Annotated in this window: 17 protein-coding genes; 13 read left to right on the plus strand and 4 right to left on the minus strand. The window is 36.7% G+C overall.

The window, feature by feature from the left end; genetic code table 11:
* Positions 1–357 precede the first annotated feature (357 nt).
* The 4 genes from HNS38_RS07340 to HNS38_RS07355 form a co-directional block, all read right to left on the minus strand.
* Complete coding sequence (locus tag HNS38_RS07340) at positions 358–2,676, minus strand: T9SS type A sorting domain-containing protein (RefSeq protein ID WP_172276878.1); 2,319 nt, start codon at positions 2,674–2,676, stop codon at positions 358–360.
* A 220-nt stretch (positions 2,677–2,896) separates the two neighbouring features.
* Positions 2,897–3,502, minus strand: coding sequence for a ribosome biogenesis GTP-binding protein YihA/YsxC (gene yihA / locus HNS38_RS07345; protein ID WP_172276875.1), 606 nt, complete (start codon positions 3,500–3,502; stop codon positions 2,897–2,899).
* Entirely contained in the window at positions 3,499–4,464 is a 966-nt protein-coding gene (locus HNS38_RS07350; protein WP_172346212.1) for a GNAT family N-acetyltransferase, read from the minus strand. Before HNS38_RS07350 ends, yihA begins: the two co-directional genes overlap by 4 nt.
* A 2-nt stretch (positions 4,465–4,466) precedes the next feature.
* Complete coding sequence (locus HNS38_RS07355; protein ID WP_172276869.1) at positions 4,467–5,303, minus strand: 1-acyl-sn-glycerol-3-phosphate acyltransferase; 837 nt, start codon at positions 5,301–5,303, stop codon at positions 4,467–4,469.
* Positions 5,304–5,787: 484 nt separating this feature from the next.
* On the opposite strand from HNS38_RS07355, the gene mraZ reads away from it, so the two are divergent.
* From mraZ to ftsZ, 13 genes are all read left to right on the plus strand, one after another.
* A complete protein-coding gene (gene mraZ, locus HNS38_RS07360; protein ID WP_172276866.1) occupies positions 5,788–6,252 on the plus strand; it encodes a division/cell wall cluster transcriptional repressor MraZ in 465 nt (154 codons plus the stop codon).
* Between the two features lie 10 nt (positions 6,253–6,262).
* The gene (rsmH, locus tag HNS38_RS07365) at positions 6,263–7,162 is read left to right on the plus strand and encodes a 16S rRNA (cytosine(1402)-N(4))-methyltransferase RsmH (RefSeq protein ID WP_172276863.1); all 900 of its coding nucleotides are present in this window, start codon (positions 6,263–6,265) and stop codon (positions 7,160–7,162) included.
* A gap of 5 nt (positions 7,163–7,167) precedes the next feature.
* Positions 7,168–7,542: an FtsL-like putative cell division protein gene (locus HNS38_RS07370; RefSeq protein WP_172276860.1), complete on the plus strand. Its 375-nt coding sequence runs from the start codon at positions 7,168–7,170 to the stop codon at positions 7,540–7,542.
* A 35-nt stretch (positions 7,543–7,577) separates the two neighbouring features.
* A complete protein-coding gene (locus HNS38_RS07375) occupies positions 7,578–9,659 on the plus strand; it encodes a penicillin-binding protein (protein ID WP_172276857.1) in 2,082 nt (693 codons plus the stop codon).
* Entirely contained in the window at positions 9,659–11,116 is a 1,458-nt protein-coding gene (locus HNS38_RS07380; protein WP_172346213.1) for a UDP-N-acetylmuramoyl-L-alanyl-D-glutamate--2,6-diaminopimelate ligase, read from the plus strand. Before HNS38_RS07375 ends, HNS38_RS07380 begins: the two co-directional genes overlap by 1 nt.
* Before the next feature lies 1 nt (position 11,117).
* Positions 11,118–12,374, plus strand: a complete 1,257-nt coding sequence (gene mraY / locus HNS38_RS07385) for a phospho-N-acetylmuramoyl-pentapeptide-transferase (protein WP_172276851.1) — start codon at positions 11,118–11,120, stop codon at positions 12,372–12,374.
* Complete coding sequence (gene murD / locus HNS38_RS07390) at positions 12,375–13,709, plus strand: UDP-N-acetylmuramoyl-L-alanine--D-glutamate ligase (protein WP_172346214.1); 1,335 nt, start codon at positions 12,375–12,377, stop codon at positions 13,707–13,709.
* 12 nt (positions 13,710–13,721) lie between these two features.
* Positions 13,722–14,879, plus strand: a complete 1,158-nt coding sequence (locus HNS38_RS07395; RefSeq protein WP_172276845.1) for an FtsW/RodA/SpoVE family cell cycle protein — start codon at positions 13,722–13,724, stop codon at positions 14,877–14,879.
* A gap of 1 nt (position 14,880) precedes the next feature.
* Positions 14,881–15,984 (plus strand): undecaprenyldiphospho-muramoylpentapeptide beta-N-acetylglucosaminyltransferase, encoded by a 1,104-nt coding sequence (gene murG / locus HNS38_RS07400; RefSeq protein WP_172276842.1) that lies wholly within the window; start codon positions 14,881–14,883, stop codon positions 15,982–15,984.
* Positions 15,981–17,348 carry a UDP-N-acetylmuramate--L-alanine ligase gene (gene murC / locus HNS38_RS07405; RefSeq protein WP_172346215.1) on the plus strand — a complete coding sequence of 456 codons (1,368 nt, stop codon included), beginning with the start codon at positions 15,981–15,983 and terminating at the stop codon, positions 17,346–17,348. Before murG ends, murC begins: the two co-directional genes overlap by 4 nt.
* Entirely contained in the window at positions 17,345–18,127 is a 783-nt protein-coding gene (locus HNS38_RS07410; RefSeq protein WP_172346216.1) for a cell division protein FtsQ/DivIB, read from the plus strand. Before murC ends, HNS38_RS07410 begins: the two co-directional genes overlap by 4 nt.
* Before the next feature lie 5 nt (positions 18,128–18,132).
* Positions 18,133–19,425, plus strand: a complete 1,293-nt coding sequence (ftsA, locus tag HNS38_RS07415) for a cell division protein FtsA (RefSeq protein ID WP_172276833.1) — start codon at positions 18,133–18,135, stop codon at positions 19,423–19,425.
* A 138-nt stretch (positions 19,426–19,563) separates the two neighbouring features.
* A complete protein-coding gene (gene ftsZ / locus HNS38_RS07420; protein ID WP_172276830.1) occupies positions 19,564–21,102 on the plus strand; it encodes a cell division protein FtsZ in 1,539 nt (512 codons plus the stop codon).
* The last annotated feature ends 475 nt before the right edge of the window (positions 21,103–21,577 follow it).

The raw sequence follows: 21,577 nt of genomic DNA on the forward strand, positions 1-21,577 counted from the left end.
TGACAAATATTTTTGCGTAAAAATCAATTCCCCCAGAATTTCAACTTGACCCGATATTATTTCTCTGTGAAACCCTTATCTCATTGCGAAATTACCACCTCTCATTATTCATCCTAAAGCTCTATTAAATAAGGACAGCAAAACCTAAGTGAGTGGATTACCCTAACAACATAATCTATAAACACATACTAACAATCTTTAGCCAAATAGACCTTAAACTATTCACAATAGTCTAAGTCATTAACCCTTAAACATCAAACCATAAGGCATCATTTCTCTATCACAATATTAAAATCGGTTAAGAACAAAAAAAGGGATGCGAATTGCATCCCTTTTTTCTATTGATATAAATCAATACTATTTTTTAATCACCTTAATTGTATGCTTAGCAAGATCAGTAGTTACTTCTAAGAAATAAACACCATTGTCTAACTGAGAAACATTAATTTGACCTTCAGTTCCTAAAGTTGTATAAACATCAACTACTTGACCTAAATAATTACTTACAATAACTTGCTCAATTTGAGCATCAGCTTTAACAAAAACAACATCATTAGTTGGGTTAGGATAAACCATAACAGCATCTGTTGCATTTAAATCATTAGTCGCAGTAATAATATCAAGAGTAACATCAATTTCTGTATAATTAGTAACAGGATCATTAGCAGCAACTACTAAAGAACCAGTATACTGTCCATTTGGCAAGCCATCAGGGCTCATAAATACACCAACAGTTTCGCTTCCGCCACCAGGAATCATACCAAAATCAACAGGAACATCCATCCAATTTGGGAAAGGATCACCAACTGTATTAGCTCTTACAGCCCAGTTATAATCTAAAGAGAATTCACTCCATCCAGGACCAGTAGAAGACCAGTTTACACCCGGAGTTTTTGGACCAGCATCACATCCCATTGCGTAAACAGCAGCAGGTTGGAAATATTCTACACCAATATAAATTGGGTTACCATCTAATACGATTTCATCAGTAATCATTGCTTCACTCCACTCACCAATAGCAGCATTGAAAGAAGCTGAATAAATAACTTCACCAGGACCTGGAACAGTAGTTTCACCAGCAGCCCAAACTTTCACAAACATATCTAAAGCTTGATCAGCCATAAAAACCTCAATAGATTCCAAAGTAGTACCAATATAATCCTCTTGTAAAGAAGGCTCTAATAAAACAGCAATTTTACGAGATACAGCTCCGTCAGAACCAATATTTTGAGTAACATCATCGGCACAATAACCAACATTATGCATTGCAGAACCTGCAGATGCTTCTACATCGTAAGTAGGATAAACATCATACTCTAAATTTTCTTGTCCAACATTTGCTATGCTAAAAGTTTCAGTTACAGCAGTTCCATCAGCGATTTCAACAATAATCTCATCAGTATCAACCTCTACAGTAGCAGGTGTTAATGCATTTGATAAAGAAATAAAAGTAAAGTTATCAAAATAATACATTGGAGTTTCACCATTCTCAGCACCGGCATACATATTAGCACAACCTAATTGGTTTTCACCAGCTGTACCATCAGTTGCAAGACTCCACTGCCACTCAATAATATCTGTATCATCCCAAGACATTACAGCAACATCTTCATTTAAGTCAATATAAAAGAATACATTGAACCAAGTATCTTGAGCATAAGTAACATTAGTTAATTCTTGACCACCAGCAGTAATTTTTGAAGAACCATCAGCATACAAGAAAACCTCAACAGCCCACTCAGAAGCAAATACATGCTGTAGGTTATAATAACCAGCCATACCAGCAGGTACATAAAAATCATAACTTACACCATAAACACCAGATGTTTTATCACCGAAAGGGAAAACAGCATCATTAGTTCCACTTACCATAACAGAGTTAGGAGCAGTTTCAAATTGAGCATCAGAAATAACAGCATCTTCCGCTGTACCAGGTGCATTAGTCCAAGTTGTCCATTCTTCATCAACAACAGCTAAATAATCACCAGAAGTATGCATGTCAAAACCTGATTCATAAACTACTTCAACAGCTTCATTAAACATGAAGTTATCAAAATAATACTCAGGATCTTCCGTATAACCTGTAAGAACACCAGCATACATATTAGCACAACCTAATTGGTTTTCACCAGCTGTACCATCAGTAGCTAAGCTCCACTGCCATGTAATAATTTCTTCATCATCCCAATACATAGTTGCCAAATCTTCATTTAAGTTAATATCAAATGAAACATTGAACCATGTATTAGCTTCGTAAGTCAAATTAGTTAATTCTTGACCACCTGCAGAAATCTGACTACTTAAATCTCCATTTAAGTATACCTCAACAGCCCACTCAGAAGCAAAAACATGCTGCAAATTATAATAACCAGCTTTTCCAGCAGGTACATACATATCAAAACTAACTTCATAAGCACCAGATGTTTTATCACCAAATGGATAAACAGCATCTGTAGTACCCATAACAACAACTGAATTAGGTGCAGTTACAGAAAAAGCATCAGATATCATAGCATCTTCTGCTGTACCTGGAGCATTTGTCCAAGTTGTCCAATCTGTATCCACCTCAGCTAAATAATCTCCAGAAGTGAATCCATCAAAGTCTTGTTCGTAGCCTTGAGCGAATAAGCCAAACCCTACAAACATTGATAAAATTAAAAGTAAATTTTTTCTCATAATTGATTGTTTTTAAAAAAATGATTAGGTAAACACAAATGTATAAATTCTATATGGAAAATCAAATATTTTACACTGCAATTCAAGCTTAGTCAAGCGCCATCCTAAAAGCCACATAACACACTGATAACATACAAGATATGACAGATACTTTCTTATACAAAAAGAATAATAACAAATTATTTAAGCTTTTCTTTAGCGTTTCCTAAGTAAATATACCCTAATCTACGTGAAACAACGTATTGATGGATTCAATATCTTTCAGAATTAAATCAGCACCTAGGCCAGATTCAGATGAGGTGAGAAACATGGGAGGCAAAACTTCCCAAGCTTCAGAAAGTTTAGATTTATATTTGGCAATATTATCTTCTAGCTTTCTTTTCTTTGACTTATCAGCCTTAGTAAATATGATAGAAAAAGCGAGCTGGTTTTCGGCCAATTGCTCCATAAACTCCATATCGATTGCCAATGGCTGATGGCGAGAATCAATTAAAACATAAATATTCATTAGATTCTTACGCCCAAGTAAATACTCGCTAATCATGGCTTCCATTTTCTTCCTAACGGCTATAGGCATTTTAGCAAATCCATAACCAGGCAAATCCACTAAATACCAATTCTCATTAACTAGAAAATGATTAATTAGCTGAGTCTTTCCAGGCGTGGAAGATGTTTTGGCTAGCTTTGACTTATTACAAAGCTTATTAATTAATGAGGATTTCCCCACATTTGATCTTCCAATAAAAGCATATTCTGGTTTTTGGTCAGGAGGGCAATGTGACACTCCTGTACTACTTTTTAAAAACTCAGCGCTATTAACGATCATATTCGATTTCTCCTCATTGCTTTTATATTATGTGAAATTTTTGCAATATAACTTTGCAAGTAACGCTTCTTCTTCTTTTCATACAAATCATCCACTGTTATCATCATCCCTGTTTCTTCAACATACCCGAACTCATCATTCACTGCAGTACCAAAAGTTCTCATGGTTGGAGATAAATTTAAATAGGCATTAAATAGTGGCGGAATATTTTCTTTTCTACTCCTAAGATTCTTAACTAATATTTTATAGTTTTCTTCAAAAGTATTACCAATAAATATAGCCTCCAATTCCTCTTCACTGGCCTCTAAAGCTAATGGCGCATGAGCCACTAAAAGTTTGTCTTTATCTGGAAAGAAATTATAGAAGAAATACAAAAGAATATCTCTGGCTTCCTTATCATAATCTGTATACATGGTCATTTTTCCGAACAGATACTTTACACCTGGAGTACCAACAACCATGGCTCCTATCCCATCCCAAAGATTATCCAAAGAGTATAATCCCTTTTTAAGATTAAATGTTGGTTGATAATTAGGCTGAACAAAAGAACGCCCGAGTTCTATACTATGAGGCAAAAAATCATCAATAAATTGCTGTGAGAACCTGTATAAATGAGAAGTTGCGCTTTTTACATCGGTGCCATTCACCTCGATATCTCTTCCATGGATAAAACGATATCCACCAACAATTTCTTTGTCTTCAGGATTCCAAACTATCAATTGCTGGAAAGGTTTTTCTAATGTATCATACTCGTCAACATCTAATTCACAACCCGTTCCCCCACCAGCATCTCTAAAAGTAATCTCTCTTAACCTACCTACCTCACGCATTAAGTGTGGAGAATCATGGGCAGTAAATACATAAATTTGATTCCCTCCATTATTCGTATCTGCTAGATATTTATCCGCAGTTAATTCAGCATCAATTAAGGCTCTATCAACCTTAGGTATTATGGTTTTCATTTTTATCTTTTTTTATTTTGCATGCTATAAACCACCTCTTTTACTTCTTTTGCCCATTCAATATCGGACTTAGATCTATCAAATTTTTGATAAGAAATTGCGGAGCCAAAATTAATATTTATTTCTTTCCCTCTCTGCTTGACCATTTCATCTACCAAATACAACATTTCGATATTGATTTTAATCCCTAACCTCGTTCTCCACTTGGCTAAGCCATAAAACCAGTTACTGTTTCTACCTGAAATAAATGTAGGAATAATATCTCTTTTATAGGATCTAGCTTTACGAATAAATGTCTTTTTCCATTCTAAATCCACAATACCTCCACTCTGCTTCCGGCTAACTAATCCAGCTGGAAAAAACAAAGTAATCACATCACTTTCGAAAGCATGGTCAATGATACGGGCATTCTCCATATTACTCCCATGTTTATTAATGGGAACAAATAGCTCCTTCAAATTTGGAAGATTCATTAAGATATCATTGACAGGAAACTGTATATCCTGACGTAATTGTCCAATCACATACATCAATGCAATACCATCCATCCCTCCCAAAGGATGATTCGATGCTATAATCACTCTATCTTCTTTGCCAATATTTTCTAGACCTTGCCAAGTTACCGTTATCCCAAAATCATCAAGAATAGCTTTTACAAAATCTAAACCATACAGCTCTTTATTTCTATGTAGAAAACTATTAATAAAGTCTTGATGAATAATCCTTTTCAAATAAGATATGACAAAAGAAGGTAACCATTTTAACAATTTCTCATTCTTACTGGCCATCACTTTCTCCACATCAATCACCTTATCTATTTTACTAGACTCTTCTATCATCCTATACGAATTTATGGATTTCTTATATACCTGAATTCTGCAAATTTACTCATTTCTTAGAATCTAATCTAATTTATATTATTCCAACAAAATTCCACTTTTCTCACCCTCCATATTTTCGATCACTCATCAGGACAAGTGGGAAGGATTTCATTTTCCAAAAAAAAAGTAATTTCACATCTAACCATTCATCCACCTCACCTTCCTATAAAGCTGAATACATATAACTTACACACAATAACAACCATATAAATACTTTCATAAATAAAAACACTACCAATAATTAACAATTCGAAAAAGTTATAAACACACCCACTTTTTACCACCACAGCTAAAACACCCTATCTTATTGATATTTAGGTTTTTATATCACTTTGAAAAATATATTAGAAATTTTACCGTAACATTTTATCAACAAGAACGTAAAATGTGGGATAATGTGGTAAAATAACTGTATTTTTACACTCAATTTTAGCAAGTAATAATGATAAATCTGATAGGGTCATACGAGGTTAAAGCAGACACAAAAGGTCGTGTGATGATTCCTGCAGGTTTAAAAAAACAAGTTCAACCTATTCTGAATGAAGGTTTTATTTTAAAAAGAAGCATATTTCAAAACTGCCTGGAGCTTTACCCCATGAGTGAATGGAATAAAGAAGCAGAAGGCCTATCAAAATTGAATCGCTTTGTAAAAGAAAATAATGATTTCATCAGGGCTTTTATGGCTGGCGTTCGTTCGGTAGAAGTAGATTCTACTGGGAGAATTCAAATCCCTAAGGATTTGGTTAAATATGCCAACATCAAAAAGAACCTGGTTATCTCTTCTTCTGTGAACAGAATGGAAATCTGGGACAAAGACACTTACGAAGGTGTTTTAAGCAGCCCAGACATGGACTTTGGTTCGCTTGCTGAAAAGGTGATGGGGAATATTCCTCATGACAATGAGTAAGTAAAAAATTATGTACCATTTGCCCGTTTTATTGAATGAATGTATTGAAGGACTAAACATTAACCCCAATGGGATTTATGTGGACGTAACTTTTGGTGGCGGTGGTCACAGTAAAAAGATTTTAGAACATTTAGAGGACGGCCACTTATATGCATTCGACCAAGATGAAGATGCAAAAAGAAACATCCCAAACGATTCTAGGTTCACCCTTATTCATGAAAACTTCCGCTTTTTAAAGAACTTCCTTCGCCTTCACCGAGTAAAAAAAATTGATGGATTATTAGCTGACCTAGGCGTTTCTAGCCATCAGTTCGATACTCCTGAGAGAGGTTTTAGCACTCGCTTCGATGGTCCTATCGACGGCCGAATGGACCAAAGGGGCAGCATTACTGGAAGTCATATCCTAAACACTTACGAATTACACGACCTCACCAATATGTTCCGCCTTTATGGGGAATTAAAGAATGCCTATAAAATCAGCCATCACATTATTGCCGTAAGAGAAACCAATCCTTTCGAAAGCATTCAGGGTTTAAAAGACAGTCTACTGCCTCTCGCACCGAAATTTCGTGAAAACAAATTCTATGCACAAGTATTCCAAGCCTTAAGAATAGAAGTCAACCAAGAATTGGAAGCTTTTAAAGACATGCTTAATCAATGCACTCAGATAATGAACCCAGACGGAAGACTAGTCATCCTCAGCTATCACTCTTTAGAGGATCGTATCGCGAAGAACTTCATTAAAACAGGAAATGTACAGGGCGATTTAGAAAAAGACTTCTATGGAAAAATTCTTAACGAATGGACCGCAGTAAACAGAAAACCCATCATGGCTGATGAAGAAGAAATTGAAATTAACTCCAGGGCTAGAAGCGCCAGACTGAGAGTTGCTAAAAAGATAGACAAGTAGAATAAATGAATAAGATAAAAGAAAACATAAAAGAGGTCAATCCTAAGGTGGAGAAAAAGAATAATTTCTTCTTCCGTTATGTACGTCCATTGCTTGATGGAAGCATTTTTTCCCGCGAAAAAGCAGAGAAGAATTTCCCATTCATCTTTTATGTCATCCTACTCATCATTCTATTTATCAGCAATACATTCAGAGCACAAGATACTCAGAGGCACATAAATCACACAAAAGAAGAAGTAAAAGCCATGCGTATAAAATCCATCTACATGAAATCACTATTGATGGAAAGCACCCGACCTACAAAAATGGCGGAACTAGTTAAGGGAATGGGCTTGGAAGAATCTGAAGTACCCCCACGCAAAATAATAATTGAAGATTAATAATGACAACAGAGAAGGCCATAAAATCAATTCACTTGAAGAGTATTATCACATACCTCTTTATGGTTTTATTTGCCCTTGCGATCATGGCTAAAATTCTTTACATCCAATTCAAAGAAGGTGATGAACTAAGGAAAATGGGAGTCAACAGAAGTATTGAAGAAAGAGAAATCAGTGCACTTAGAGGTAATATTTATAGCACCAATCAAAGCCTTCTAGCGGTTACCATACCAAAATACGAGATCAGGGTGGATTTAATTTCCAATAAGAGCGACCACTTTTTCAATGCCAATATAGATTCTCTAGCTTACGGATTTAGCAAAATCTTTAAGGACAGAACCAAAACCCAATACAAGAAACTTTTTACTCGAGCTCGAGCTCAGAAGAACTACTATCTGCGTGTTAAAAGAAACGTTACTTACAAACAATTACTCGAAATTCAAAAACTGCCCATCCTCCGATTAGGAAGAAACAAAGGTGGCTTAATCATTATCAAATCCAACAAACGCGAGCTGCCCTATAACGAGTTAGCCAAACGAACTATTGGTATTTATAATTATGAAGCAGGTAAATACGAGGTAGGATTAGAAGGTGCTTTTAATGAAACACTAGAAGGAACCCATGGCAAAAGATTAATGCAAAAAATTGCCGGTGGAACTTGGATGCCTATTGATCCTGCTAACGAAATCAAGCCCAAAAACGGAAACGATCTTTACACCACTATCGATATTGACATTCAAGATGTTACTGAAGACGCCTTAAGAAAGCAACTCATCCTTCACAAAGCAGAGCACGGTTGCGCCATAGTAATGGAAGTGGAAACTGGTGAAATCAGAGCCATTGCAAACTTAGGAAAAGATAAGAACGGGCATTATACTGAAGACTATAATTATGCTATTGGAGAAGCAGAAGAGCCAGGTTCTACATTCAAATTAGCATCTATTTTAGTGGCTTTGGAAGATGGCGTTATCAACCTCAACGACAGTGTAGAAACAGGAAACGGGAGCACTACTTTTTATGGCAAAACCATACGCGATGCTCATAAAATTGGCAACGGTACTATTTCGGTAAGAGATGTAATTGAACAGTCTTCTAATGTTGGAATCGCCAAAATTATTTGGGAACACTATTCTACAGATCCACAAAAATTTATCGACGGGCTTTACAAAACTGGAATCCACCAAAAATTAGGATTGCCAATCAAAGGGGAAGCAAGTCCTTATATAAAGAATACAGAGGATAAATCATGGTCCGGAATCTCATTACCTTGGATTGCCTACGGGTATGAGCTCAACATTACACCTCTTCAAACCCTAACCTTTTATAATGCCATAGCAAATGATGGAAAAATGGTTAAGCCCTTATTTATAAAGGAAATCAGAAACACTAACGAAGTCATTGAAACCTATGAACCTATTGTTCTGAATGAAAAAATTGCTTCTGAGGCTACCATAGAGAAATTACAGGACATGCTTGAAGGCGTGGTCTTAAGAGGAACAGCTAAAAACATCAAAAGCAAACACTATAGCATTGCCGGCAAAACAGGAACAGCTCAATTAGCTCAAAATAATAAGGGCTATAATAGAACAAACTATAAAGCTTCTTTCGCTGGCTATTTCCCCACAGAAAACCCCAAATACTCATGTATCATTGTCATCAATAATCCAAGTAATGGCTTTTATTATGGTAGCTCAGTAGCTGCACCTGTATTTAAAAATATTGCAGATAGAATCTATTCTAGTCATGTAGAAATAGCCTTTTCCGAAGAAGAGAAATCAAGTAAAATCAACCCAGCAAATTACTATAAAGCCGGTGCTACCGAAGACATTCAAATGATTCTGAAAGAAATGAATGCCGCAGCTAAAATTGATGAAGCCAGTAAAATAGTTATAGGATTACCTGCTGCTGATTCTGCATACTATGCCACTCGGACAATTTCTGACCACAAAATTCCAAAACTTATTGGAATGACAGCAAGAGACGCTGTTTACCTCTGCGAAGACTTGGGCTTAAAAGTAAAGATTGTAGGAAGCGGGTTTGTGAAAACACAATCGATTATAGCGGGAACACCAGCAACAAAAGGAAGAACCATCACTTTAAATCTCTCAAACAGCTAATGAAAAGAATAATAGACATATTAAAGAATGTAGACCTTATTGAATCTATTGGAGACTTGGAAACGAGAGTTTCTTCACTTGAGTTCGATTCTAGAAAAGTCATAACAGACAGTCTTTTTATTGCTACTAAAGGAACTCAGGTAGATGGCCACAACTATATTTTTAAAGCTATCGAACTAGGCGCCATTGCGATAGTATGTGAAGAAATTCCAGAAGAGAAATCTGAGGATGTTATTTATATAAAGGTTGAGAATAGCCAAAAAGCATTAGGATTACTGGCTTCTAAATGGTTCAACGAGCCATCGAGTCAGTTGAAGTTGATTGGAGTTACTGGTACAAACGGCAAAACAACCATCGCCACCCTCCTCCATAAATTATTTAGCCAATTGGGATATTACTGTGGCTTGCTATCCACTATTGAAAACAAAATTGGTGAACAAATCATTCCTTCCACCCACACCACTCCAGATGCCATTGCCTTAAATGCACTTTTAGCAGAAATGGTAGAAAAAGGATGTGGATACTGCTTCATGGAAGTCAGTAGTCATGCATTAGACCAAGGAAGAACAGCAGGTTTAGATTTTGATGGCGCTATCTTCACCAATTTGAGTCACGACCATTTAGATTACCACATTGACTTTGCTTCTTATATAAAAGCCAAGAAATCATTCTTCGACCATCTTAAAAAATCTGCTTTTGCCATTACGAATGAAGACGATAGAAACGGGATGGTGATACTTCAGAATTGTAAAGCAATAAAAAAAACATATAGCCTTAGAACCCTAGGTGATTTTAATGCCAGAATCATAGAAAATCAAATTAATGGTCTAAATCTAATCATAGACGGACAAGATGTTTGGTTTAGATTAACAGGTGAATTCAATGCTTATAACCTATTGGCCATTTATGGAACAGCCATAATGTTAGACCAAGATAAAGATGAAGTTCTAAGCCAAATGAGCACTATTTCTTCTGCCAATGGCCGCTTCGATTTGATGATTTCTCCAAGCGGGATTACTGCAATCGTTGATTACGCGCATACTCCCGATGCTTTAGAAAATGTTTTAAAAACCATCCAAGATATCAATACTGACAATGGAAAAGTATTCACAGTAGTTGGAGCAGGTGGAAACAGAGACAAGACAAAAAGACCAGAAATGGCCAAAATAGGTGCTCAATACAGCCAACAACTCATTCTCACTTCTGACAATCCAAGATTTGAAAATCCAGAGGACATCATCATGGATATGAAAGCCGGCTTAAATCCATCAGAATTAAGAAAAACCCTAGCCATCACCAATCGCGAAGAAGCCATTAAAACCGCTTTTGCCATGGCACAAACAAAAGACATCATCCTGATTGCTGGGAAAGGTCATGAGACCTATCAGGAAACCAATGGAAAACGCCAGCATTTTGACGATAAAGAAGTGATTAACAATCTATTTAAGCAAGCATAACATGTTATATTATTTATTTGAATACCTAAGAGAAGAGTTTAATATGCCGGGAGCAAATTTGTTCCAGTATATTTCTTTCCGTGCTGCTATGGCAGTGATTACTTCTCTTTTAATTTCTATGGTATTCGGGAAAAGTCTCATCGAATTACTCCGTAAAAAACAAGTAGGAGAAAGCATCCGTGATTTAGGTTTAGAAGGACAAAATGAGAAAAAAGGAACACCAACCATGGGAGGGTTAATCATCATTGGTTCTATTCTTATTCCAGTTTTGCTTTTTACAAAAATTAATAATATTTATATCATTCTATTAATCTTCACCACCGTATGGATGGGAATGATAGGATTCTTAGATGATTATATCAAAGTTTTCAGAAAGAACAAGAAGGGATTACGCGGAATCTTCAAGGTTATTGGTCAAGTTACTCTAGGAATCGTAGTTGGAGCTACCATGTATTTCCATCCTGGTATCACCATCAAGGAAAAAGCATTAGAACTACAAAATAACAGTGCAACTCAAACTGAATTAACCACTGACAAAACCAGCAATACACAAGTTACTTTCAATAACGAACCTGTTCGTTCTACACAAACTACCATTCCATTTTTTAAGAATAATACTTTCGATTACGCCTCTTTGGTTACTTGGATTAGCCCAAGCTTAGACAAATGGTCGTGGATAGTATATATCGCATTAGTAGTTCTCATTATTACTGCTGTTAGTAATGGAGCCAATTTAACAGATGGAATTGATGGTTTAGCCACTGGAACCTCAGCAATTATTGGCGCCACATTAGGAGCATTTGCGTGGCTGAGTGGTAATATCATTTTCGCCAATTACCTGAACATTATGTTTATTCCTGGTATTGGTGAACTCACCATTTTTATGAGTGCATTTGTAGGTGCTACCATTGGTTTCTTATGGTATAACTCCTATCCTGCACAAGTATTTATGGGCGATACCGGAAGCCTCACCTTAGGAGCTATTATCGCTGTATTCGCCATCCTTATTCGTAAAGAATTACTCATCCCCATTCTCTGTGGAATCTTCTTGATGGAAAGCCTATCAGTGATTATGCAGGTGACATGGTTTAAACATACTAAAAGAAAATATGGTGAAGGCCGACGCATCTTCAAGATGTCTCCTATTCACCACCATTACCAGGTTCTAGGATATTCAGAACCAAAAATCGTATTGCGCTTTTTCATCATTGGGATTATGCTGGCCATCATCACCATTATCACTCTAAAATTGAGATAAATGAAAAAGCTAGTTGTTCTAGGTGGAGGCGAAAGCGGAACTGGAGCGGCTATCCTCGGTTTGCAAAAAGGCTATCAAGTATGGCTGAGTGACAAAGGCAAAATTGAAGAGAAATACAAAAAAGTTCTTATAGATAATGAAATTGAGATTGAAGAGGGTCAACATTCAGAAAACATCATTCTACAAGCAGATGTAGTGGTAAAAAGTCCCGGAATTCCAGATTCGATAAAGCTTATTGAGAAAATTAAATCGAAAGGAATTCCAGTGATATCTGAAATTGAATTTGCAGCCCAATATACCGATGCCAAATTAATTTGCATCACTGGTAGTAATGGAAAAACTACCACGACAAGCCTTCTATACTTCATCCTGAAAAATGCAGGATTGAATGTAGGACTTGGAGGCAATATTGGGAAAAGCTTTGCCTGGTCAGTGGCTGAAGATGATTTCGATACTTATGTGTTAGAAATCAGCAGTTTTCAACTGGATGGCATGTTCGAATTCAAAGCCGACATCGCCATCATCACCAATATCACACCAGATCATTTGGACAGATATGACGATTGCTTTCAAAACTATGTGGATTCAAAAATGCGCATCATTCAAAACATGGACTCCTCAGACTATCTCATTTATAATGCTGATGACGCTGTAATTACAGCCGAATTAAACAAAAAGAAATCAAACATTCAGCTCCTTCCCTTTTCTCTTTACGAGAAATTTGAAAACGGTGCTTGGATGTCGGGAGATAACGTAATAATTAAAAATCAAAAGGACGAACTAATCATGACACTAAGAAGTTTAGCACTACAGGGTAAGCATAACACTTACAATTCAATGGCAGCCGGAATCGCTTCCAAATTAATGAACATTAGAAATAAAAATCTAAAAGAATCTTTAGAGGAGTTCCAAACTCTTCCACATCGCATGGAAAGCGTAGCAACTATAGGCGGAGTTCAGTATATCAACGATTCCAAATCGACCAATGTTAACTCTACCTATTTTGCCTTAGATAGCGTAAACAGACCTATCATTTGGATTGCAGGTGGAAAGGACAAAGGAAACGACTATGAATCTATCAAAAACCTAGTGAATTCAAAGGTTAAAGCTATTGTTTGCCTAGGCTTAGACAATATCAGTATTCATGAGAATTTCGGAAAATTCACTTCTACTATCATCGATACCTATTCTGCACAAGAGGCTGTTGAAACAGCACAAAGATTAGCAGAAGCAGGTGATGCTGTTTTATTATCTCCAGCTTGCGCAAGTTTCGATCTTTTCGAAAACTTCGAAGACAGAGGTGATAAATTTAAGAAAGCTGTTAACGAATTATAAAACTCAAATCCATTGAGAAAGTTTTTTACACATAAAGGAGACAAAACCATTTGGGTGATATACCTGATACTATCTTTAGCATCGATAGTACTCATCTATAGTGCCTCGAGCTATATTGCGGTAAAAATGCGGGATGGGAACTTCTTGTATTTCCTATTCAAGCAAATAGCAATAATTGGTGCCGGATATATCACCATGCTACTCTTCTCCAAAATCAGGTATCAAAACTTTCAGTGGCTGAGCAAACTTTTCATATTTGTTGTCATACCCATACTTTTATTTACTGCTATTTTGGGAACCAATATTAATAATGCGAGCCGATGGCTTACAATACCGATCATAGGTATCAGCTTCCAGAGCTCCGACTTTGCTAAAATCGTCCTTTTGGCTTTTCTAGCCCGAAATATCAGTAAACTCAATGGTCAACAAAATAACGGAACCAGTATTTACTATACCGCTGGAGCTATCTTCCTGCCAGCATTAGTCGTTACTGTGCTCATATTGAAGTCCAACCTAAGTACCGCTCTTTTGGTTTTTACTTCCGCCTTTTTCATGATGTGGTTAGGACAAGTAAAAACCAGATATCTGGTAGGCTTAGCTGGCATAGGAATACTATTTGTAATGCTGGCCTTTGTGGTAGCAAAAACAAATCCTAATCTACTTCCTCGTTTTGATACCTGGGTGAGTAGGATAGAGAATTTTGGCGGCGATGATAAAGATGCCAACTACCAAGTATTACAAGCAAAAATCGCCATCGCTTCTAATCCAATCATTGGCAAATTACCCGGTAAAAGTAGCCAAAGAGCATTTCTCCCATCCGCTCATGCCGATTTTATCTATGCCATAATCATAGAAGAATACGGAACCATTATTGGTTTTATTGGCATCTTAATATACCTAGCATTGCTTTGGCGCGCTATGGTTATCGCTAAAAATAGTGAAACGAAATTTGGAGCCCTCTTGGCCATGGGGCTCATGTTTAGTATCGTTTTTCAAGCCTTAATAAATATAGGTGTGGCCACCAACCTACTACCCGTTACAGGACAACCTCTTCCTCTGATTAGTTCAGGAGGAACCAGTTTTGTGTTTACGAGCATGGCTTTGGGAATTATTCAAAGCATAAGTGTTGGTTTAAAGAAAGAAAAAGAACCCATTGAAGTCGTACAATAATATGAGTAGCAACGAAAACATAAGAGTCATGATTAGTGGCGGTGGTACTGGAGGCCATATCTTCCCAGCTATTGCTATTGCGAAGGCTATTCAAAGAAAGATGCCCTTGGCCGAGTTTCTATTTGTAGGGGCACAAGGAAAGATGGAAATGGAAAAAATTCCAGAGGCGGGTTTTAAGATTGAAGGTCTTTGGATAAGTGGATTTCAGAGGAGTCTTAGTTTGAAGAATTTGAGTTTCCCTTTTAAACTTGTCAGCAGTTTAATGAAAGCCAAAACCATTATCAAGAATTTCAAACCACAAGTAGTTATTGGTGTGGGAGGGTTTGCCAGCGGGCCCACGTTAAGGGTAGCATCAAATATGGGAATTCCTTGCCTCATTCAAGAACAAAATTCCTACCCTGGTGTTACAAATAAACTACTGGCCAATAAAGTAAAAAGTATCTGTGTGGCTTATGAAGGAATGGATAAATTCTTCCCTAAGGAAAAGATTAAACTCACAGGAAACCCCATTAGAAAACAAGTAACAGAAGGCAATAAGAATGAAGCTTTAGAATTTTTCAAGCTTGACAAAGCAAAGAAAACCATTTTGGTAGTTGGAGGAAGTCTAGGTGCACAATCTGTAAATTTAGCCATAGCTGGTGAAATAGAAAACTGGGCAAAACTAGATGCACAAGTCATTTGGCAAACGGGCAAAACCACCTTTGAAGAATCAAAAACTGCTTTAGAGAATTCAGCTGCAAAGAATATACATATCTATGACTTCATTAGAAGAATGGATTTAGCTTATGCTGCAGCTGATTTAATTATCTCCAGAGCTGGAGCCATTGCAATATCAGAAATTTCCGCTGTTGGAAAACCTGTCATATTCGTGCCTTTTCCTTTTGCTGCCGAGAATCACCAAACGAAGAACGCACAAAAACTCGTCGACCATCAAGCTGCTAAACTGATAGCAGATAACAAAGTATCGGAGGAATTATTCCAAACTACAGCAGATTGCTTAGCAAACGAAGGCCTCCTCAAGAGCATGGAAAAAGAAATTAAAAAATTAGGCGTTTTAAATGCTGACGACATCATTGCTGATGAAGTCATTAAATTGATATCATGAATTTAGAAAAAGTAAATAAGGTATATTTTTTAGGCATTGGCGGCATAGGCATGAGCGCTATAGCCCGCTATTTCATGCAAAAGAATATTCCTGTTTATGGATATGATAAAACAGCCTCTCCACTCACCCAAAAACTTGTAGAGGAGGGTGCAGAAATTATATATCAAGATGATATTGAGTTACTGCCTATTGGATTAACCAAGGAGAATGACATTCTTTATATATTCACTCCAGCCATTCCCCAAAACAATGTCATCTTTCAATATTTCAAGAAAGAAAACATCAGACTGTATAAAAGGTCAGAAATTTTAGGTTTACTCAGTCAACAATACAAATGCATTGGCATTGCAGGGACACATGGAAAGACAACCGTATCCAGTATGACGGCACATCTGTTACATTCCAGTAGCATAGGTTGTCAAGCCTTCTTAGGTGGCATACTTAAAGACCATGAAAGTAATTTATTAACTCATGAGACAAGTCAATGGATGGTAGTTGAAGCCGACGAATACGATCGTTCTTTCCTGCAACTACATCCACATATTGGCCTGATTACCGCTATGGATGCCGACCATTTAGATATTTATAGTAACCATAGCCAATTACAGAATACATTCAAAGAATACGCAAAGCAGGTAGATAACGACGGACAAGTCATTATTCACTATCAGCTTAAAGAACATTTTTCAGATTTTACAAATACAAAAACCTACTCTTTGGATAATCCATCCTCAGATATTTACGCATCCAACATTCAATTAAAACAAGGCTTATATCATTTTGATCTCGTCCATCCTGAAGGAAGAATAGAGGATTTAAGATTAAATATGCCTGGAATGATTAATCTAGAAAATGCTATAGCCGCCTCTGCCTTAGCCATTGAGTCTGGAGTTAAAGGAGAAGAAATCAGAAAAGCATTAGCCAATTTCGGAGGAGTCAAACGTAGAATGGAATTGGTGATTAAAAACGAAAAGCTGAGCTATTATGATGATTATGCCCATCATCCAGAAGAAATAAAAGCTGCTCTTAGTTCTTTGAAAAAATTATATCCTGAAAAGAAAATGACTGTGGTCTTTCAACCTCACCTTTTCTCACGTACACAAGATTTCCAAGATGGATTTGCCCAAAGCCTATCCATAGCCGATGAAATTATTCTTTTAGATATTTATCCAGCAAGAGAAGAGCCCATTCCTGGAGTTACTAGCCAAATCATTCTAGATAAAATATCGAAGCAGCATAAACAGCTTTTAAGGAAAGAGAAATTAATCTCTACTCTAAAAAACATGGACCTAGAATTATTAGTCACATTGGGAGCTGGTGATATTGACAGATTTGTTGAACCTATAAAAAACGAACTGTCATGATTATAAAAATAATCAATAAAACATTGTGGATAGCGTCGTTTTTGGCCGCAATAGTGATATTGGTATGGGCCAATATAGAGCGAGCCAATTCTTTTAGCAGCGATATTCAAGTAAAAATGCTAAAAACCGATTATCCGAGCTTAATTTCACAAGAGAGCATACAAACTCATATTTTGGAAACCATGCCTACCATGCTGGGACAATCGGTGAGAAATATTAATCTTTCTAAAATAGAGAATGAAATTTGCCAGAATGCACAATTAATTGATGTTAGAACCTTTGTTGGAATTGATGGATTAATACATATTAAAGTAAAACCAAGGAAAGCCTCTTTAAGAATTTTTGATATTAAAGGTAAAAACCTATACCTCGCCGATGGTTTAGTATTAATGGATAATAGCTTGGACTATACTCAGAGAATTATGGTAGCCAGTGGAGACATTCCGCATCTGAACAAGGAAGAAAAGTTACAAGTCCTCAAAGGAGAAAGAGAATTACCCCAAATATATAAATCACTTTACGAACTTGCTGAAGCCATTCATAAAGATGCCTTTTTAGAAGCTTTAATAGATCAGATTTACGTGAATAAAAATGGACAAGTGGAACTGACTCCAAAATTAGGAGTTAAAAACATTGAGTTTGGGGACATCAATGATATAGATAAAAAGCTAAAAAATCTGAAGGCTTTTTATGTTAATGGAAAAGACAGAATTGATTGGCAAAAGTATAAGTCCATCAATATTAAATATGATAATCAAATAGTGTGTAGTAAAAAATAATAGTCATGGAATCAAAAGATGTAATCATTGTAGGATTAGACATTGGTACCACCAAAATTGCGGCCATAGTCGGGAGAAGAAACGAGCATGGAAAGATTGAAATTCTAAGCTCAGGAAAATCCGAATCAATTGGCGTAAAAAGAGGAGTGGTTTCCAATATTGAAAACACCGTTCAAAGCATTCAAAAAGCAGTGGTAGAAGCCGAAGCAAAATCGAATGTACAAATTGAATATGTAAATGTAGGTATAGCAGGACAGCATATCAAGAGTCTTCAGCACCGTGGAAATATCATCAGAAAGAATATTGACGATGAAATTAGCCAAGAAGATGTAGATCAACTAATGGATAATATGCGTAATCTGAACATGAGTCCAGGTGAAGAAATTATCGATGTCATTCCTCAGGAATATATTATCGATAACGAAGCAGGCATTAAAGAACCTGTGGGCATGTTGGGAAACTCATTAGAAGCCAATTTCCATATCATCATTGGACAAACCACCGCTGCTAAGAACATATACAAATGTGTAAAGAAAAGCAATTTAGACATTGTAGATCTAATATTAGAGCCTATCGCCAGTGCCAGAGCAGTATTGAGTGATGAGGAAACAGAAGCCGGAGTTGCCTTAGTAGATATTGGAGGTGGAACGACCGACATTGCCATTTTCCACGATGGAATCATTCGTCATACAGCCGTTATCCCTTTTGGAGGCGATGTAATTACGGAGGATGTTAAAGAAGGATGTTCTATCATTAAGAAACATGCTGAGGAATTAAAAGTAAAATTTGGTTCTGCTTTGTCGGACGAGAACAAAGAGAATGAAATCGTAGCCATCCCAGGCCTCAGAGGAAGACCTCCTAAAGAGATTACCTTAAAAAACCTAGCCAATATTATTCAGGCTCGTGTGGAAGAAATCATAGAACATGTGTATTGGGAAATCAAAAACTCAGGATACGAGAATAAGCTGATCGCTGGTATCGTATTAACCGGTGGAGGATCCCAACTCAAACATCTGGTCCAACTCACCGAGTTTATAACCGGCATGGACACCAGAATTGGTTATCCAAACGAGCATTTGGCCGATGGTTCTCCAGAGGAATTATCAAGTCCAACCTATGCTACTGGTATTGGATTAGTTATTGAAGGATTTCAACGCTACGATGTAGAAAGTAGAAAAGAAAATTTCAAGATGAAAAACGATAAAGGAAAAGAAGAAGTTCCTGTGTCTTCCCCAAAAAGAAGATTTTTAGACAAAATCACCGACTTCTTCGATCAGGATAATAACGAAATCGTGTAAATCTTTTTAGACTATCGAAATACTACACACGCATTGATAGTCGAGGATTATCAACATAGATTTTGTTAATAAAAGTTATTAATTTCCACTAATGAAGGAATTAGCGTTTATACATTAGTAAAATAAAATGAGAGGATTATGTTAGCATTTGATTCACCAAAAGATCAGTCATCCATAATAAAAGTATTAGGGGTAGGCGGAGGCGGCGGAAACGCTGTAAACCATATGTTTAGTCAAGGAATTCAAGGTGTAGATTTCATCTTGTGCAATACCGATGCACAAGCTTTGGAATGCAGCCCAATTCCAACAAAAATACAGCTGGGTACCAGCTTAACAGAAGGTCGAGGCGCCGGCTCAAAACCAGAAGTTGGTCGCAATGCTGCCATCGAAGATATCGAAAAGATTAAAGAGGTACTGGAGGTTAACACCAAAATGTTGTTTATAACAGCTGGAATGGGTGGTGGCACGGGTACTGGAGCAGCTCCCGTTATTGCACAGGCCGCCGCAGAATTAGACATACTCACCGTGGGTATTGTTACTATTCCTTTTGGTTTCGAAGGCAGAAAGCGTAAGCAACTGGCAGAAGCAGGTATCACTGAAATGAAAAAATACGTGGATACCATTCTTATTATCAGCAACGATAAATTAAGAGAGCTCCATGGCAATTTAAAACTATCTGAAGCATTCAGCCGTGCTGACAACATTCTTGCAACTGCCGCAAAAGGTATTGCAGAAATTATCACTGTCACTGGATACATCAACGTGGATTTTGAAGATGTGAAAACAGTAATGAAAGACAGCGGTGTTGCTATCATGGGTGCTGGAGTAGCCGAAGGCGAGAACAGAGCTATGGAAGCAGCTGAAATGGCATTGAATTCACCATTATTGAATGATAATGATATTCATGGCGCCAACAATATGCTTCTTTACATTGCTACTGGTACAGATAGCGAAATTTCAATGGATGAAGTATCTGAAATCACAGATTATATCATAGATCAAACTGGTGAGCAATGTGAGGTGATTTGGGGTAGTGGTACAGACAAAAATTTAGGTAATTCTATTTCTATCACATTAATTGCAACAGGTTTTGATAGAGAAGGAATGGCGACTAAGGAAGAGTCAACAGCAAAAACTGTTACACCTTTAAACGCAGAAGTTCCGGTAACAAAGCCACAAGAAGTCCAAGCCACAGCAACTTCTCAAACTATTGATGCACCAACATTAATGTTAAAGAAAGAAGAAGAGCCCAAGATCGAACATCAGCTTTTTCAAGACTCTCAACCAAAAATGAGCACTCCTGAAACCAAGCAAAAAGAAGAAAAACAAGAAGAACCAAATATCATCATCAAAACACTAGGCGAAGATGCTCCAGAAGTTTCAGAAGTAAGCAATGAAAATGATATCAAAAATCCTGAGCCATCTAAAATTTCAGAAGAAAGTGAAAGAAAACTATCTGAAAGAGCTAAAAAACTCAGACAGCTATCCTATATCAATAAAAGCGGTAAAAATATTGATGAAATGGAGAACGTTCCTGCTTATAAAAGAAAAAATATACACATCTCACATACTGTTAGTTCACAAGAATCAGAAGTGGCTCGTTACTCCCTCTCAGATAACGAAGGCAACACTGAAATCAAAACTAATAACAGTTTTTTACATGATAATGTAGATTAATATTATAACATATAATCCTACCAACGACCCCTTATCAAAATATGATAAGGGGTTTTGTTTTGGCTTTTCTTTTGATCAAAACGTCTTTAAAAATATCATATTTGCTAAAATCAGACTAAGCCTATTCCTTAGATCATTAATCGCCGGTTGCATTTCTTTTTTATTCCTGAGACCTAGGGACGGCTATTTTGACATCTCTACTCATTTACCTTGGGCGCAGCCCAAGGTTGAAATAATTGACCCTTTCAGGGTCTTATGATTCTGAACAACTTTACAATCATGCTTTCACTAAAAGGCAGCTTTTATTTAATTGTAAAAAAAAGGCTGAAAGTCTTTGTTAAAAATAGCCATGGGCAGCGCCCATGGTTAAGAACAATAGTTATATTTAGGTCGTCCAGAAATTCAATTTAAAAAATTAATAACTCTGCCGACCACCTTCATGATTCAAGAAAGAACAATAATTAGATCATTTTTA

This window comes from Lentimicrobium sp. L6 (assembly GCF_013166655.1).
Lineage (GTDB): Bacteria > Bacteroidota > Bacteroidia > Bacteroidales > UBA12170 > UBA12170.

Excerpts from the sequence above, each read along its gene's own strand:
- HNS38_RS07340 (WP_172276878.1), bottom strand. The coding sequence starts at position 2,676 with ATGAGAAAAAATTTACTTTTAATTTTATCAATGTTTGTAGGGTTTGGC.
- yihA (WP_172276875.1), bottom strand. The coding sequence starts at position 3,502 with ATGATCGTTAATAGCGCTGAGTTTTTAAAAAGTAGTACAGGAGTGTCA.
- HNS38_RS07350 (WP_172346212.1), bottom strand. The coding sequence starts at position 4,464 with ATGAAAACCATAATACCTAAGGTTGATAGAGCCTTAATTGATGCTGAA.
- HNS38_RS07355 (WP_172276869.1), bottom strand. The coding sequence starts at position 5,303 with ATGATAGAAGAGTCTAGTAAAATAGATAAGGTGATTGATGTGGAGAAA.
- mraZ (WP_172276866.1), top strand. The coding sequence starts at position 5,788 with ATGATAAATCTGATAGGGTCATACGAGGTTAAAGCAGACACAAAAGGT.
- rsmH (WP_172276863.1), top strand. The coding sequence starts at position 6,263 with ATGTACCATTTGCCCGTTTTATTGAATGAATGTATTGAAGGACTAAAC.
- HNS38_RS07370 (WP_172276860.1), top strand. The coding sequence starts at position 7,168 with ATGAATAAGATAAAAGAAAACATAAAAGAGGTCAATCCTAAGGTGGAG.
- HNS38_RS07380 (WP_172346213.1), top strand. The coding sequence starts at position 9,659 with ATGAAAAGAATAATAGACATATTAAAGAATGTAGACCTTATTGAATCT.
- mraY (WP_172276851.1), top strand. The coding sequence starts at position 11,118 with ATGTTATATTATTTATTTGAATACCTAAGAGAAGAGTTTAATATGCCG.
- murD (WP_172346214.1), top strand. The coding sequence starts at position 12,375 with ATGAAAAAGCTAGTTGTTCTAGGTGGAGGCGAAAGCGGAACTGGAGCG.
- murG (WP_172276842.1), top strand. The coding sequence starts at position 14,881 with ATGAGTAGCAACGAAAACATAAGAGTCATGATTAGTGGCGGTGGTACT.
- murC (WP_172346215.1), top strand. The coding sequence starts at position 15,981 with ATGAATTTAGAAAAAGTAAATAAGGTATATTTTTTAGGCATTGGCGGC.
- HNS38_RS07410 (WP_172346216.1), top strand. The coding sequence starts at position 17,345 with ATGATTATAAAAATAATCAATAAAACATTGTGGATAGCGTCGTTTTTG.
- ftsA (WP_172276833.1), top strand. The coding sequence starts at position 18,133 with ATGGAATCAAAAGATGTAATCATTGTAGGATTAGACATTGGTACCACC.
- ftsZ (WP_172276830.1), top strand. The coding sequence starts at position 19,564 with ATGTTAGCATTTGATTCACCAAAAGATCAGTCATCCATAATAAAAGTA.